The organism is Hymenobacter ginkgonis, from assembly GCF_009755225.1.
GTDB classification, from domain to species: domain Bacteria; phylum Bacteroidota; class Bacteroidia; order Cytophagales; family Hymenobacteraceae; genus Hymenobacter; species Hymenobacter ginkgonis.
The window spans coordinates 615,228-631,245 of sequence record NZ_WQKZ01000001.1; the positions used below are offsets into that span (position 1 = coordinate 615,228).

Consider the following 16,018-nt stretch of genomic DNA (forward strand, 5'->3'; position numbering starts at 1 on the left):
TTTTTGTTGATTAGCGCATGCGCCGCCTTCAGCTGCGGCAGCTGCAAAATCAGCGTAAATCTGCGATTAAATGAAAGTTTGCCTTGCCGAAAAGCCCAGCGTTGCCCGCGAAATTGCCCAGGTTATCGGGGCCAACCGCCGCATGGATGGCTACTACGAGGGCAACGGCTACCAGGTGACGTGGACGTTCGGCCACTTCTGCCAATTGAAGGAGCCCGACGACTACCGCCCCGAGTGGAAGCGCTGGAGCCTGCACGACTTGCCCATGATTCCGGACTCGTTCGGCATCAAGCTCATGCGCCGCGACGACGGGGTAGTGAAGCAGTTCAACACGATAAAGCGCCTGCTCGACGAGGCCACCGAAGTCATCAATTGTGGCGACGCCGGGCAGGAGGGCGAGGTCATTCAGCGCTGGGTGATTCACGAAGCTAAGTGCCGCAAGCCAGTGAAGCGCCTCTGGATTTCGTCGCTCACCGAGGAAGCTATTCGCCAGGGCTTCAACAACCTGCGCGATGGCAAGGAGTTCGACTCGCTGTACCAGGCGGGCCGCAGCCGCGCCGTGGGCGACTGGCTGCTGGGCCTGAACGCTACCCGCCTCTTCACCCTCAAGTACACCAGCTACCAAGACAAGCAGCTCCTGAGCATTGGCCGGGTGCAAACGCCTACCTTGGCCCTGCTCGTGGACCGCCACCACGAAATTGCCAACTTCAAGCCCGAGCCTTATTGGGTGCTGAAGACGCAGTACCGCGACACCACCTTCACGCGCATCAACACCGAGGCCGAGCAAAAAGAAGCCCAGGACGCCCCCGATGAGCAGTCGCGCCTGCGGGCGCTGGGCTATTTCGTGAAGGAAGACGAAGCCAAAGCTGCCCTCGAAACGGTGCGCCCCGCGCCGCTCACCGTCACGAACGTCGAGATTAAGAAGGGCCGCGAATCGCCGCCGCGCTTGTTCGACCTGACGTCGCTGCAAGTGCAGTGCAACAACCAGTTGGGCCTCTCGGCCGAGGACACGCTCAAGATTGTGCAGGCCTTGTACGAGAAGAAAGCCGTGAGTTACCCGCGGGTCGATACTACGTTTTTGCCCGATGATATTTACCCCAAAATTCCGGGTATTTTACAGGGAATCGGGTACCAAAATCTCACCGGCCCACTGCTGGCCAATAAGATTCCGAAAACCACTAAGGTATTCAATAACAACAAGGTAACTGACCACCACGCCATTATTCCGACGGGTAGTGGCGGGCCCGGTGGCGGCATGGAAAGCAGCGTGTACGACATCATCGTGCGGCGCTTCATTGCGGCGTTCTACCCCGACTGTGAAGTCAGCAATACGACCGTGCTGGCCGAAGCGGCGGCGTTCCTATTTCGGGTGCGGGGCCGGCAGATTTTGAACCCCGGCTGGCGCGTGGTGTACGGCGACCCCAATCAGCAAACGGCCCCCAAGCCTACCCCCCCCGCCGGCGAGAAGGCCGCCACTGGCGCCGAGGACGACGATGTGGTGAGCACGGTATTGCCCAGCTTCACCAAGGGGGAAAGCGGCCCGCACCAGCCGCGCCTCGAAAGCAAAATGACCCAGCCGCCTAAAGACTATACCGAGGCCAGCCTGCTGCGCGGCATGGAAACGGCGGGCCGCAACATCGACGACGAGGAGCTGCGCCTGGCCATGAAGGAGAGCGGCATCGGCCGCCCCAGCACCCGCGCCGCCATCATCGAAACGCTGTTTAAGCGCAACTACATCCGGCGCGAGAAGAAGCGCCTCCTACCCACCCCCACGGGCGTCGAGCTGATTGGCCTCATCCGCAACCCGACCCTGAAATCGGCGGAATTAACCGGCCAATGGGAGCAGAAGCTGCGCCAGATTGAGCGCAACGAGCTGCCGCCCGACCAGTTCTTGGAAGAGCTAAAAGGGTTGGTGCGCGAGATGGTGCAGGAAGTAAAAACCGATAGGAGCGGCCGGGCCGTATCGGCGGGCAACCCTACCCCCCCCGCGGCGGGGGGCGGGGGTAGCGCCGCGGCCAATGGTTCGGCGCCCAAGGTGGCCGCTACGGCGCCTAAAGCCAGCAGCCAACCGGCAGCTAATGGCTTAGGCGCCTGTCCGGCTTGTAAAACCGGTCACATTCTGCGCGGTAAAACGGCGTTTGGCTGCGCCCGCTTCCGGGAGGGCTGCCAGTTCCGGCTGCCCGCCGAAATTTTGGGCAAAAAGCTGAGCGATTCGCAGGTAAAGAGCTTGTTAGCCAAGGGGCGTACGCAACTCATCAAAGGCTTCATGACGGGCGCGGGCGAGAAGCTCGACGGCGCGCTGACCCTCGACGCAAACTACCAACTGGAACTGCTACCCGCCGCCGAAAGCAAGCCCACCACCGCCACCGACCCCGGCCAGATTCCGTGCCCGGTGTGCAAGCTCGGCACCATGCTCAAGGGCAGCAGCGCCTTTGGCTGCTCGCGTTTCCGCGAAGATTGCCAATTTCGGGTGCCCTTCGAGTGGGGGGGTAAGAAGCTGACCGACACCCAACTGCGCCAATTACTGCGCCGCGGCGAAACGGGCGTTATCAAAGGCTTCCTCTCGGCCAAAACTGGCAAGAAGTACGACGCGGCGCTGAAGGTAGACGAAGGCCGCGTGGTACCGGTGTTTGGGTAAAAAGCTAGCGGGCCAGCCGGTAGTTGAGCTTGAGGCTGAACTGCTGGTGCTCCCCAAAGTCGGTGGCGAAGTACGGCTCCAAGCTAAGGGCGCTCAGGCCAGTGCCGCCGGGCAAGCGCAGCGTGGCGCTCACAAAGCCCATGCTAGGGGTAGGGCGGTGCGGCGAGTGCGCATAGCCGGCCAGCACCTGGCTGCCGCCTGCCTGCCCAAGGCCCGAACCCAGCGCCAGCCGGCCGGTGTAGGCGCCGAGCGTGTTTTCGGCGCCGTAGCAAAAGTCGGCCTGGCCATAGAGCAGGCGCGGGTTGCCATAGCTGAGCATGAGTTCGGGCAGGAGCCAGGCGGAGTTGCGGGTGTTGCCATTGTCAAAATAGCTGTAGTAGCCTAGGCTGCCCAGGTGCAGGCCACCCCGAAAGCCGAAGGAGGACCAAGCTTGGCCGGTGTGGATTTCCCGGTACAGGTGGATGTCGGCCAACAGATAGCGCAGCGTGGTATCGTGGGCGATAAATTGGTAGTGGGAGGTTGGCAGCGTCTGGATGGCTACCTGCTGCTGGCCCACCCACAGACCGCCGCCCCAGGTGCTAGTCTGGCCAGTAGCATACGCTTTTTCGACCGCGATTTCTCCGCCGCCCGCGCGCACCTGCTGGTGCAGCCGCAGAGGCTGGCTGCCACTGCAGCCGCTGCTGTTGGCCAGAATGTCTTCTTCCGCATCGTGGCTATTGCCGAGCACGCCGCCGCTAAGAATGAGTGTTTTGCTAGGGGGTGGAGTGGCCGAAGCCGCTTGCTGCGGGGCCGGTGCCTGGGCGGTACTCAGCAGCAGCGCGCCGCTCAGCAGCAAGCTCAGCGGCAAGCCCACCAAGCGCGGGGCCCAGCGGCTCAACTTGGCCCAGGCGGAGTGGCCTTCAGCGACTAGCACGGCCAGCAGCAAGCCTTGCAGCACCAGCGTCTCGGGCCGGTTGAGCGAGGCCGGGGCCAGCCGTGCGGTAGCTGCCAGCAGCCCTACCCCCACCAGGGCCGGGTAGCCCAACGTGGCTACTATTGGAGCCGCCGCGGCGGGCGCTACCTGCCGGGCCACCAGCCACCCCCAGCTGCCAAGCAGGGCTAGGGACTCGGCTAGCAGCAGCCATTGCAGCCCCAGCAGCTGCATGCCCGCCAGCGCCAGCGGGGCCGCCAGCAAAGGCTCGCCGGCTGGGTCGCGCCAAAACTCGATGAAGAAGCGCCCCAGGCACAGCAGGCCCATCGCCAGCAGGTAGCGGCTGCCGCCTGGCCAGGCCGCCCGCCGCCCCATGTGTAGCACCACGCCTGCTCCCGCGCACAGCAACAATTGGTACAGCTGTGTAGGCACCACCGGCAGCGCATAGCTAACCCCGGCGGGCAAAAGCCCGTGGGCCTGCTGTGCTAAGTAGGGCAGCGTGCCCGGCCCATAGCGCAAGCCTGGGCTGCCCAGTGCAGCCACTTCGCCCCAGCAGCAGCCTACTAGCAGGCACCCCACGCACTGCACCGCCAGCGCCCAGCACAACGGCCCGGCAAAAGCATCGAGCACCGCCCAGCCTCGGAAGCCCAGGGCCCGCCGCAACGCCAGCACGGCCAGCAAGCTAGCCGCCGCCCCACCTACCACGGAGCGCGGCCCGCCCACCATGCCTGGCTGGGTGGCCACCTCGCTGCGCAGCCAGCTCAGCCACGCGGCAGGGGGTAGGCATACGAGTTGGCAGCCCACCAGCAACGCCAGCGTTGCCGCGGCCACCAAGGGCAGCCAATTGCGCCAAGGGTAGCCGCGCCGATAGCCCTGGCCCAGCAACAAGGCCACGTATACCGCAAAAGCGGCCACTTGCGCCGTTTCGTAATAAAAATGCCCGTGCGAAGCGGGTGGCGAGTAAAGTAGGGCCATGTGCCGGGTAGCTAGCGCGCTGCCCGAATGGCCGCTGCGCCAGCGAAGCTACGCGGAGCACTAGGCAGCGGGCTCCTTTATTTCATCCATAAACTGATGCGCAAAACCATCCTTTACGATAGGTAAAAGTCAGATTTCCAGCAGGTAAAAGGGCTGAAAATCTGACTTTTCAAAAATGCCTGTCCCCTCACTTCTTGGCTGGCTTTGGCGCTACGTAGGGCTTGCCGTTGAGCTTGGTGCGGGTAGCGGCGCCCTGGGGCTTGCCGTCGCGGTAGGTTACTTGGCGCTCAATGACTTGGCCGTTGGCTTTGTAATACGTCCACTCGCCGCTTTGCTTGCCGTTTTTGTACTGCCCGGTTACGGCCGGCGTGCCGTCTTCGTGAAATTCCTGGAAAGCGCCGGCCAGCAAGCCTTTCAGGTAATTAGCTTCCTTGCGCGGCTGGCCGCTGGCGTAGTATTCCTGGCCAACGCCAGTTTGCAGGCCATTGATATCAAACTGCTGGCGGGTTTGCACCTTGCCGGTGTCGAAATACGTGAGGCGCTCGCCGGTGAGTTTGCCGGTAGGGCCGTAGGTTTCGGTTTGGCGCGAGGTGATGCCATCGGGATAATACTGCCGCCAGGTGCCGGCCGGGTGGTTGTTTTTAAACTGCTCCTCGGCCTGGCGGCGCTGGGTAGGGGCGTCGTAGTAGCGCAGTACTTTGCGGTCGCGGCCCAGGTTGGTGTAGTCGGTTTCTTCGTGCACCTGGCCACTCTCGAAGTACTCGGTGGCGCGGCCTACGGGCACGCCCAGGCGGTAGGTGGTTTTGCTTTTTACCTTGCCGCTCACGAAGTAGGAAGTCGCCGGCCCGTCGAGCGCAGCCGTGCCGGTGCGCGGCGCCACACGCTTGGTGAGGTCGTCGCCAAGCGGGTTTTTCACGGCCCGCTCGCGGATGGCGTTGGGCGCGTAGGTGCCTTCGGTTTGCACCTGGCCGGTGGGGTAGTACGAATGGTAGCTGCCCTTGCCAGTTTTTTCGTCCATCACGGTTTCGCTTTCGAGCTGGCCGGTTTCGTAATACGTTTTGTAAGAGCTGGCCAGCAAGCCGTTGCGTAGCGTGCCTTCGCTCTGCACTTTGCCGCTGGGGTAGAAGAACTTGACCGCGCCGTTGGGCTGGCCGTTGGCGTACGTGACCTCGGCGGCGGGCTGGCCGCTGGTATATAGCTCGCGCACGGTGCCATTGGGCTGGCCCTTGGTGAGCGTGGTTTGCAGCTTAATTTGGCCAGTAGGGTGGTAGGTCGTGAGCGTGCCGCTGGGCTCGTCATCCAAGAACGAGCCTTCCTGCGCCACCTTGCCGCCGGGGTAGTAAGTCTTGAATGGCCCCTGGCGCACACCTGCTTGGTAGGTAGCCTCTAAGCGGCGCTGCCCGTTGGCATGAAACTCTACGTAGAGCGAATCGCGCTTGCCGTCGGTGTAGCGGGTTTGGGCTTCGAGGCGGCCATTGGGGTAAAAGCGCTTGTACGGGCCCTGCATCACGGTATCGGCAGCTACCAGGGCCCGAAAAATCTCGCGCGGGTGTGTTTTAGTCGAATCAAAATAAACGATAATGCGCTGGGAGCGTTGCGCTTGCGCAGCCAGCGGCAGTAGCAGTAGCAAAAACAAAAAACGGGTCATAAGCGCAAGAACGTCAGGAAGCCGGTTTTTATTCAACAGCACGTTTTGCGAGCCTGAACCTAATCAAAACCAAAAGAACGTCATGCTGACGCAAGGAAGCATCTCCACCACACCGTTGGATTACCCCGATGGCGCGGTAGAGATGCTTCCTTACGTCAGCATGACGTTCTTTTTACTTATCTTATTCTGTAGAAGGGTTGCGCTTGTGCGCCCTATCCTTACACAACTGCTCTACAGCGCTTTCTTCTGCGAATCCTTGTACTGCTTGAGCTGCGGCGCAATCACCTTTTGGTCGCCCACCACTACGGTGGTCATGGCCTCGGGGCGCACGTATTTACGGGCGGTGGCGCTTACCTGCTCCGGCGTTACGGCGTTAATATTTTGCACCTGTTCCGTGAGGTACGAGTCGGGTAAGCCCTGCAAGTGCATGTTGCTGAGCTGGTTGATGATGCTGCCCGGCGTGGAGTTGCGCAATACAAACAGGCCCGTTTCGTAATTCTGGATGCCCTTCAACTCCTCGGCCGACGGCGGAGTTTTTTGCAGTAGCTCAATTTCCTTCACAATCTCTTTTAGCGAATTATACGTGTCCTTGGTGGTCACGTCCGCCGATTCCATCCACAGGCCCGAGTGGTAATTGGTGTCGATGTAGCTGTAAGGTGAGTACGTGTAGCCCTTGTCCTCCCGAATGTTGCGTGTAATGCGCGAGCCGAACGAGCCGCCGAGCAGTGAATTCGTCACGCGCAGGCGCATGTAGTCGGGGTTGGTCGGGTCGATGACGGGTAGGCCAATCACGATGGTGGACTGCGGCGCGCTGGGCCGGTCCTGGGTGAGCACGGCCGGCTTGGTGAGCGCCTTAGCCGCGATGATGTGCGGCACCGGGCCCGTGGGCCACTCGCCCCACGCCGCCGTAATGGCCTGGCGCAATGCCGGCACATCAAACTTGCCAGCCGCAAAAATAGCCGTGCGCTGGGCGCCATACTCCTTCGCGTAGAAAGCTTTAACCTGCTCCAGCGTCAGGGCATCGATTTGGGCATCGGTGGGCAGCGGCCGGCCGTAGGGGTGGCCAGCGTACACGGCCTCGCGCATTTTCATCTCGGCCTGGAAGCTGGGCCGGGCCCGCAGCAAGTTCAACTGCCGCTTAAAATCGGCCTTGAGGCGGGGCAGCTCGCTAGCGGGTAGGGTAGGGTGTTGCACCACATCGGCCAGCAGCGTCAGCAGCTGCGGCGCAAACTCGCTGAGGCAGTCGGCGCGCACGTAGGTTTCGTCCGAGCCATTGCTGATGCTGAGCGAGCCGCCCATGCGGGCTACTTCCTCGGCCAGCGCGGCCGCCGGCCGGGTAGTGGTGCCTTCCTTCAGCAGCCGCGAGAGCAGGTCCGAAATGCCCACTTGCCCGTCGGGCTCGTGCACGTTGCCGGCCTGAATAGTGATGAGCACCGACATCTTGGGCACTTCCCCAAACGGCACCAGCCGGGCTTGCAAGCCATTAGGCAGGGTAAAATCTTCGCGGGGTGGCAGCTTAAAGTCGCGCGGGGCCGAGCCAGGCGGCGGCGTTTCCTTGGGGGGGGTAGGGGCCACGGGCGCCTTAGCCGCGGTTTTTGGCGCGGGGCGCTTGGCAGTTTGGGCCAGTGCGGGCGGCAGGGCGAGTAGCGAAAAACAGGCGGCGCCGAGCAGCCCAATAGGTAGCGTTTTCATGGGCAATATTAGCTCTTAGCCAAGGGGTTAACAACAATGATGGTGCGGTTGGTGGGCCGCAGATAGTCCCGGATGGTTTGCTGCATTAGCTCGGGCGTTACTTTCCGAAACTCAGCTTCCAGGCGATTAATACGGCTGGGGTCGTTGTCGAACAGCGCGAACGCCGCCAGCATATCGGCCCGCCCAAAGTTGTCGGAGCCGCTGAGCTGGTCGTAGAGCGAGCTGCGCAGCTTCACCACGGCCAGGTCGAGGGTAGCCTGGCTCACGCCGCCTTTGGCCAAGCGGCCAATTTCCTGGTCGAGCACGCCCACCACCGAGTCGGCCTTCATGGACTGGTCGTAGGTCAGGTCGCCCATCCACAGCATGGGGCCGCTGTAATTGAAGGCGTTACCTAAGTAATTGATGCCGCCGCTCACGTTGTCAGTCAGGCCGCGCCGCTGCACCATTGCCTGGTAAAGGCGGCTGTCTTTGCCTTGCAGCAAGATTTGGTCGAGCAAAATCAAGGCGTAATACTCCGGTGTGTTGCGCTCGGGCATATGGTAGGCGAAGGCCAGCGCGGGTTTGGTAGCCAGCTTATCATCCTGCGTAAAGCGCTGCTCCTGTTCCTGGCGCGGCTCGGTGAGGTCGGGTTTGGGCGGGCGCGGCGCGCTCGGAATAGTGGCGTAGTATTTCTCCACCCAGGCCTTGGCCTGCGCGGGCTCGAAGTCGCCCACCACCGCCAGCACGGCATTGGCGGGCGAGTAATACGTTTTGAAAAACGCCTGCGCATCGGGCAGCGTAGCCGCGTCGAGGTCCTTCAAATCGCCGTAAAAATTGTGCGCGTTGTTCCAGTTCTTATTGGCTTTCTGGGGCATATCGAGCCACGGAAAGCCACCATAGGGCTGGTTGAGCACGTTCACGCGCACCTCGCTTTTTACTACCCCCTGCTGGTTGGCCAAGCTCGCGGGCGTGAGGGCCGTGCCGCGCATCCGGTCGGCCTCGGCCCACAAAATGGTTTCGAGCTTGTGGGTCGGTACCACCTCAAAGTAGTTGGTAAAATCGAAGCGCGTCGAGCCGTTCATGATGCCGCCGTTCTTCTGCACAAGGCTGATAAACTCCATCTTGCCCAGGTTTTGCGAGCCCTGAAACATCAGGTGCTCAAACAAATGCGCGTAGCCGGTGCGGTTGCGCGGCTCGTTGCGAAATCCCACGTTGTAGTACGCCGCCACCGTGGCCGTGGGCGCCGTGTGGTCGGGCGAGAGCACTACCCGCAGCCCGTTGGGCAGGGTATAGTACTCGACCGGAATCTGGAAAGCTGGGGCCGCCGGCGGAGCCGGGGCCGTTGCCACCGGGGCCGCGCTAGCCGGTGGCGCTGTCACGACCGAGCCTGCTTTGGGGCTGCACGCACCCAGCAGCAAGGCTGCCGAAACGACGGGCCACCAGGAATTATTAAAAGAAAGAACGGCGTGTTTCATAAGCAGCAGAGAAGAAGGTGAATGAGGCCGCCAACCTACTCATGATTTATCAAATAATAAAAAATTTCCTCAGCTTTATACCATAAAAAAGGAGGTTTCGCTGGGTCCGAAAACCTGGCGAAACCTCCCTGATATTCTGCACGAGAATCTGTATAGAACGTCGTGCTGACGAAGGAAGCATCGCTACCGCCTCGTTGAATGAAACGGTAGAAATGCTTCCTTCGTCAGCATAATATGCTATGGAATAGTGACTAAGGCTGACAGCGCACGCACCGGGCTATAGCTTTTCGAGCACGATGGAGCTAGCGCCGCCGCCCCCGTTGCAGATGCCAGTCACGCCGATTTTACCGCCTTCCTGGGCCAATACGCTCAGCAGTGTAGTAACAATGCGCGCGCCCGAAGCACCCAGCGGGTGGCCCAGGCTCACGGCCCCGCCGTACACGTTTACCTTGGTGCCTTCGAGGTTGAGCAGCTTGTTGTTAGCCAACGAAACTACGGAGAAAGCCTCGTTGATTTCGTAGAAGTCTACGTCCTTCGCGTCCACACCAGCGTGCTTCAGCGCCTTCGGAATCGCCAGCGAAGGGGTAGTCGTGAACCACTCCGGCGCCTGCTCGGCATCGGCAAAGCCCAAGATGCGCGCCAGCGGCTGGAGGCCCAGTTCGTCGGCCTTTTCGCGGCTCATAAGCAGCACGGCGGCAGCGCCATCGTTGAGGGTCGAGGCGTTGGCAGCCGTCACGGTGCCTTCTTTGGTGAATGCTGCTTTCAGGCCCGCAAATTTCTCGAATTGCACCTTGGTGTACTCCTCGTCGTCGCTCACAACGGTCATTTTGCCGCGGCTCTCGATGGTCACGGGCACAATCTCGTTGGCTTTTTTGCCGGCCTGGGCAGCGGCGGCGCTGCGCTCGTAGCTCTGGCGGGCAAAAGCATCCTGCTCCTCGCGGGTGATGCCGTAGTGCTGGGCCGTGGCATCGGCCGCATTGCCCATGGCGTAGTCGTGGTAAGGGTCCCAGAGGCCGTCCTTCATCAGGCCGTCAATCATCTGGCCATTACCATACTTAGCTCCAAAGCGTGCCTTGTCGAGGTAGTAGGGCACGTTGCTCATGCTCTCCATGCCGCCGGCCAAAATTACGTCAGCTTGCCCCAGCATAATAGCTTGAGCTCCATACATAATAGCCTTGGAGCCCGAAGCGCATACCTTGTTCACGGTTGTGCACTCCACGGTATCGGGCAAGCCGGCTTTGCGGGCCGCTTGCCGAGCCGGAGCCTGGCCCAAGTTGGCCGAAATCACATTGCCCATGATAACCTGCTCGACTAATTCGGGTGCTACGCCGGCCTTGTCCAGGGCACCTTTGAGGGCGATAGCGCCCAGCTCAACGGCCGTGAGCGAGGCCAGCGCCCCGCCAAATGAGCCAATCGGCGTACGCACGGCGGCTACGATAACTACTTCTTTTACTTGCATATAAGGGGAGGGTGGGAATAAAGAAACGCGGGTAATTGCTAGCCTTTTGAGTAAGTTACGGGCCTGTGCTTGGCAACAAACCAGGCGCCTACCCAGCAAAAACTAACTAACCTTCGTTTGTTCTCCCAAAAGTACGCCGGCCGGCGCAGCCAGCTACCAGGTAGGCTGGCCCGCGGTGGGCGCCGCACCCTGCCGCTGCCGTGGGCGCTGCTGCAAATACTGCTGCTCGCTCTCGCGCAGGGCATCGAGCAACTGCTGGGCCTGGGCGGGGGTAAGGTTCATGGCTTTGAGGCGTTCGCGCTGGGTGTGCAGTTGCTGGTCGGCATCGGTGGCTGCCTCGGTGCCGGGGCGCGGGCTGCGGCCTGCTAAGCTGGGCGTGCTTGCCGCTGCACTGCCAGCGCCATCAAGGCCGTGCTGGCGGCCGGGTGCAGTACCGGTGGGTAGGGGCCGCGTTTCGCCCTGGCCCGGCCGGAAGCCACCCGCCGCGTTGCTGCCAGCGGAGGGGGTAGGGCGTTGGCGGTCAGCTTGGCCTGCGGCATCGGGGCGGCCCGGGGCAGGCGGCGAGCCAGTGGAGGGCGCTGGTTGGCTAGGGTCGGGGACCTCGCCGGGGCGAGCGGTACCGGGCTGCTCGGTGGGGCGCTTAGCTTGGCCCGATTTGCCCGCTGCCGTATCGCGAGGGGTAGGCTTGGGCTTGGAAGGGGAGGTAGGAGTAGGGGAGCTACTAGCCAGTGGCGGATTAGCGGGGCGTTGCGTGGCCAAGTACTGACTCAGTATTTCGTAGTTGTAGCGAGCGGCGGCGTTGGCTGGGTTTAGCTTCAGGGCTTGGCGCAGCAGGCTGATAGCCTGCGCAAATTGGCGCTGCTGGGCTAGTAGCAGTGCCAGCTGCTGCCGCGCCGTGCTGCCAATGCCCGTTGGTACGGCCGGGCCTAGCAGCTGAGCATACGTACCCCGCGCCGCCTCGGCCTGGCCGGCCTGGGTTTGGGCCTGCGCTAGGTCGAGGAGTAGCCCGGGACTCGGCCCCGCGCGCCCGGCCAGCGCTACCGCCTGCTGGTAGTAGTAAACCGCTTCGGCCGCGCGGCCCCAGGTGGCTGCGGCCTGGCCCTGCGCCTGTGCGGTGTTGTGCTCCTGCACGCGCGTCAGCCAGCGCCAGCCGGGTAGACTGGTGCCCAAGAGCAAGAGCAGCAAGAACCAGCTTTTCATTGGTCGAGGCGCAGCACGCGCACGGTTATGAGACTGTCAATCAAGAGGAGAGTCAGCGCGAATCCCAGCGGATAGCGGTAGCGATTGTCGGCCACTGCCACTGTATGGGCCGTGGCCCCGCTGGCAGGTAGTGGCAGGCTCCGTAAGCCCGCAAGCAGGGTAGGCAGGCCATTTTCCCGGTCGTTGAGGGCGATGTACTGGCCACCAGTTTGGGCCGCTACTTGGAGCAATGGAGCCTCCCGCAGCCGGCTGACGACCGGGCGGCCCTGGGCATCACGCAGGCCCACCTTGGCGCCCGGTGCGGGCACCGGTGCCCCAATGGCGGTGCCTACCCCCATGGTATAGATGCGGGCGCCGGTGCGGCCCAGTGCTCGCAACACCGGCTCCAGGTTCTCGCCAAAGTCTTCGCCGTCGCTTACCACCACAGCGGCTACGGCGCGGGGCGGAGTAGCTGCTACCCCCGCGCCCGCCGGTGTCGCAGCCCCCAGGCGCGTTAGCAGCAAGTCGAGCGGGGCGCGCAGGGTGGTAGGGCCAGGTGGTACCAATTTGGTATTCAAAGTGTTCAAAAATACCTGCAACGCCGGTTGGTCGTACGTAAGGGGGCACTGCACATAGGCTTCCGACCCGAATACGATAAGCCCCAGGCGGTCGGCCGGAAAAGCAGCTACTAGCTCATTAAGCGCGGCCTGCGCCCGCAGCAAGCGAGTAGGCACCACGTCGGCGGCATCCATCGAGCGCGACACATCTACGAGCAGCCACACATCTTGGCCGCTGGTGCGCACGGCTTGTTGCCGCACGCCCAGTGCCGGCCCTAGCCACGCCAGTAGCAGCAGTGCCCCAACGGCCAACCGTAGCGGCAGCTTCCAGGCTAGGCGGCCTACCCCCAGGCCCAGCCGCTGCCCCAGCCGCGCCGTGCGGCGGGTGTAAAGCAGCAATAGCAATGCGAGCAGGGCGAGCCCGGCCGCTGCCAGCAAAAAATCGGGATATGCCCAAGTGAACATGACGCAAATGACGGATAGCGGGCCGCAAAACTAGGAATCCGGGTTGCAAGACAGCAACGCAGCTGGTTCCACAGCAGCTAGTTGCAGTTTTGCAGGTAAAAATTTCAGTAAAAACCTGTAGAGTTCCCACTTGCCGTCGTATATTTGCAGCCGCTAAGACCAACAGGGACCTAGCAAGCCACTTGTACGGAGAAGTGGGTGAGTGGCTGAAACCAGTAGTTTGCTAAACTGCCGTAGCTCTAAAGGTTACCGGGGGTTCGAATCCCCCCTTCTCCGCATACTTTGAATTAGGATGTAGAAGTTGCCGTCAGGTATTTTCTACATCCTAATGCATAAATACACTTCGGGGTGTAGCGTAGCCCGGTATCGCGCCTGCTTTGGGAGCAGGAGGCCGCAGGTTCGAATCCTGCCACCCCGACACGTTTCCCCATGGATTTGACCCCATAGCTCAGCTGGATAGAGCAGCTACCTTCTAAGTAGCCGGTCATTGGTTCGAATCCAATTGGGGCCACTAAAAAGCCCCTTGAAAGCCCCGGAAGGGGCTTTTTTCGTTTTGAGGGGACGGTATGGGGGACAGTAGATCTATTTGGATGATTTAGTTCACAATTAACAAATCCTCCAGCCGCGTGGTGATTGCCATTGTGACTGTCCCTGCCAGGGTGCGCGTTTCTGGTCAACCATCACAGCCGGAGAAGGCACAGCGCTCGCCAACCGTACGGTACCGCGGCCGAAGCGCTGGTTGAGCAAATCTAGCTTACTCATTAATTCATGCCGCTCGGCTGCTGCAGGCGTGATGACAGATGGCTGCATAGCGGGACTCTCAAATAAACCTAGTTGCTGCCCCGTGCTCGGGGGCTCCAACCCATCAAGCACTACCCCAGCTTTGTGGTAAACGGTACCGGTCTCCCACAAGCGGGCTAGTAGCCGCTCGGCATACCGCGCTAGCGTCAGCGTATCAGCAGAGGGTCCACTAGGTAGTGTAAGCGTGGCCGAGCGGGAGTACGGGAGAGGCACTCGCGGGTCAAAGCGATTCTTTTGCACATACACCGTCAGCACGTAGGCCTGGTCACCCTGCGCCCGTAATTTCTCAGCAGCGCGGCTCAGAAATGTCGTCACCGCGGCCAGCACATCGACGAAAGCCGTGAGTGGCCGGCCAAAGGTGCGCGAGCAACTGATGTTCTGCCGGCTAAGCGTACCATCCTCCGAAGGGTGCAGGCCCGAACACGGCTGCCCCTGCAATTCTTGGACGAGCCGCGCACCGACTACGCCACCCAGGTGCTTGCGAGCCCAGGCGTCCGACACTCGAGCCAAGTCCCCCGCTGAATCGATGCCCGTTGCGGTCAGCTTCTGGGCATACTGCCGGCCAATGCCCCACACGTCCCCCACCGCCACTTGCTTTAGGGCCTAGGTTCGGCGCTCAGTCGAATCCAAATACAGCACACCGCCCAGTGTAGGGTCTTTCTTGGCTATCCGATTGGCGAGTTTAGCTAGTGTTTTGGTGGGCGCTATGCCTACGCAGGTAGGAATACCCGTACGGGTTTTTACGCCCGCCCGAATCGTGTGGGCCAGCTTCTCCAGGCTGCCTAGGTATGGGGTTAGGTGTGTTTGTAAGCCGGCAAGGGCTAGGAAGGCTTCGTCAATGGAGTAGATTTCCACCCCCGGCGTGACCTGGCTCAGGTACCACATGACCCGGCGTGACATGTCGCCGTAGAGGGCGTAGTTCGAACTGAAGACCTGCACTTGGTGCTGGCGCAGCCGCTCTTTCACCTTAAAATAGGGGTCGCCCATTTTCAGGCCCAATGCTTTCGCCTCGGCCGAGCGGGAGATGATGCAGCCGTCGTTATTAGAAAGCACGACCACCGGCCGGCCCTCGTAGCGTGGTTGGAACACCCGCTCGCAGCTCACATAAAAATTGTTGCAGTCGACCAGCCCAAACATCCTTAATCGCGGCTGTGGAGCAAAGCGTTAAGCTTGCCCGGTATTAACTCATGTACGACGTGGGTCACGACGCCCCAAATATGCAGGTCTTCCGTATCCTGAATTTCATAAGGCTGGTAAGCGGGATTAGCTGGTATGAGCCACCACGTTTCCCCTTTGCGCTCTAGTTTTTTCACCGTGCAATCGCCCTTCACGACTGCCACTACAATATGGCCGTGGTCGGCTTCCATCAGCTTATCAACCGCGAGCAAGTCTCCCGCGTGGATCTCAGCGCCTGCCATACTTTCCCCAGTGACCCGCACTAAGTAAGTCGCGTCGGGATGGCGAAACAACAAGCTATTCAAGTCGAAAAGGCCATCGATATGGTCGTTGGCGGGGGAGGGGAAGCCCGCAGGTACCAAGCAGCTAAAGACTGGTAGAAAAGCGGGGCGCGGAGACGCCGCAATAGGGATTAAAAGCACGTCGTACATAAGGCGAAAGGAAGAGCGAAGTGTCAAAGTAAACGCATGCCAACCAAATTAGTCTATTTCAAAGCTAACGCTATTGGCAATTTGTTCTGATTGTCAAGCTTAAAATCTTTTTAGCGTTTAGTTTTTAACTCTTAGTTGACCGATGCTTAGTAGGATAGAAAAAGGCGTAGTGTAGGTAAGTAGTTGCTGGCAAGTGGAAAGGTGCTATGTAGTTTAGTAGTATATTTTGCTAATACTTAAACTTTATCCGAATGGCAACGACGAAACCTGCCCCGCGCGTAGTGCTCTTTGAGGAGTCGCAACTTGAAGACGTAGCAGCCGAGGAGTTCACCTATAGTGACGATCACGACCAGACGCAAACCAACGAGGACACTTCCGTTTGTCAGACTTGTGGAGAACCCTTAGCGTGGCATGAGCAAGCCTGTGAGCCGTTGGTGGGCGTGCATCGAACCCTTGCGCAAGAGCCGCCCAAAGAGCCAAGTGAGGGCCCGCTGTATGCTCCTACTGCGTCGCATCGGTATGAGGTAGGCCGGCTCGTGCAGCCGCTAACAAGTAGCCCCGCACACATTATTTGGCGGGGCCAGTTGAAGGAGCGCCACCCAGTAACCGGGTTAGTTCAGCGGGTGAACGTCT

The 16,018-nt window shown here is 61.0% G+C and carries 11 protein-coding genes and 3 tRNA genes; 4 read left to right on the plus strand and 10 right to left on the minus strand.

Features of this window, described 5'->3' with window-relative positions:
- Positions 1–70 precede the first annotated feature (70 nt).
- Positions 71–2,638: a type IA DNA topoisomerase gene (locus tag GO988_RS02365; protein WP_157561926.1), complete on the plus strand. Its 2,568-nt coding sequence runs from the start codon at positions 71–73 to the stop codon at positions 2,636–2,638.
- A 4-nt stretch (positions 2,639–2,642) separates the two neighbouring features.
- Here GO988_RS02365 and GO988_RS02370 read toward each other — a convergent pair whose 3' ends face one another.
- From GO988_RS02370 to GO988_RS02400, 7 genes are all read right to left on the minus strand, one after another.
- On the minus strand, positions 2,643–4,523 hold the full coding sequence (locus tag GO988_RS02370) for a prolipoprotein diacylglyceryl transferase family protein (protein ID WP_157561927.1): 1,881 nt from the start codon (positions 4,521–4,523) through the stop codon (positions 2,643–2,645).
- A 187-nt stretch (positions 4,524–4,710) separates the two neighbouring features.
- Entirely contained in the window at positions 4,711–6,171 is a 1,461-nt protein-coding gene (locus GO988_RS02375) for a toxin-antitoxin system YwqK family antitoxin (RefSeq protein ID WP_157561928.1), read from the minus strand.
- A gap of 231 nt (positions 6,172–6,402) precedes the next feature.
- Complete coding sequence (locus tag GO988_RS02380) at positions 6,403–7,863, minus strand: M16 family metallopeptidase (RefSeq protein ID WP_157561929.1); 1,461 nt, start codon at positions 7,861–7,863, stop codon at positions 6,403–6,405.
- 8 nt (positions 7,864–7,871) lie between these two features.
- Positions 7,872–9,317, minus strand: a complete 1,446-nt coding sequence (locus GO988_RS02385; RefSeq protein WP_157561930.1) for a M16 family metallopeptidase — start codon at positions 9,315–9,317, stop codon at positions 7,872–7,874.
- A gap of 277 nt (positions 9,318–9,594) precedes the next feature.
- Positions 9,595–10,776, minus strand: coding sequence for an acetyl-CoA C-acyltransferase (locus GO988_RS02390; protein WP_157561931.1), 1,182 nt, complete (start codon positions 10,774–10,776; stop codon positions 9,595–9,597).
- Positions 10,777–10,929: 153 nt separating this feature from the next.
- Positions 10,930–11,976, minus strand: a complete 1,047-nt coding sequence (locus GO988_RS02395; protein ID WP_157561932.1) for a tetratricopeptide repeat protein — start codon at positions 11,974–11,976, stop codon at positions 10,930–10,932.
- Positions 11,973–12,977 (minus strand): VWA domain-containing protein, encoded by a 1,005-nt coding sequence (locus GO988_RS02400; RefSeq protein ID WP_157561933.1) that lies wholly within the window; start codon positions 12,975–12,977, stop codon positions 11,973–11,975. The genes GO988_RS02395 and GO988_RS02400 overlap by 4 nt, the downstream gene beginning before the upstream one ends.
- A 188-nt stretch (positions 12,978–13,165) precedes the next feature.
- On the opposite strand from GO988_RS02400, the gene GO988_RS02405 reads away from it, so the two are divergent.
- The 3 genes from GO988_RS02405 to GO988_RS02415 all read left to right on the plus strand — a co-directional run bounded on the left by GO988_RS02405 (position 13,166) and on the right by GO988_RS02415 (position 13,488).
- Positions 13,166–13,253 (plus strand) — tRNA-Ser (locus GO988_RS02405).
- A gap of 68 nt (positions 13,254–13,321) precedes the next feature.
- Positions 13,322–13,395: transfer RNA gene (locus GO988_RS02410), tRNA-Pro, on the plus strand.
- 19 nt (positions 13,396–13,414) lie between these two features.
- Positions 13,415–13,488: transfer RNA gene (locus GO988_RS02415), tRNA-Arg, on the plus strand.
- Between the two features lie 95 nt (positions 13,489–13,583).
- On the opposite strand, the gene GO988_RS24015 is transcribed toward GO988_RS02415, so the two are convergent.
- From GO988_RS24015 to GO988_RS02425, 3 genes are read right to left on the minus strand one after another with little or no spacing between them, the layout of a single operon-like run.
- A complete protein-coding gene (locus GO988_RS24015; protein WP_317164764.1) occupies positions 13,584–14,369 on the minus strand; it encodes a DinB/UmuC family translesion DNA polymerase in 786 nt (261 codons plus the stop codon).
- Positions 14,370–14,381: 12 nt separating this feature from the next.
- Positions 14,382–14,915, minus strand: a complete 534-nt coding sequence (locus tag GO988_RS24020) for a Y-family DNA polymerase (protein ID WP_232341337.1) — start codon at positions 14,913–14,915, stop codon at positions 14,382–14,384.
- 2 nt (positions 14,916–14,917) lie between these two features.
- The gene (locus tag GO988_RS02425; RefSeq protein ID WP_157561934.1) at positions 14,918–15,385 is read right to left on the minus strand and encodes a LexA family protein; all 468 of its coding nucleotides are present in this window, start codon (positions 15,383–15,385) and stop codon (positions 14,918–14,920) included.
- Positions 15,386–16,018 lie beyond the last annotated feature (633 nt).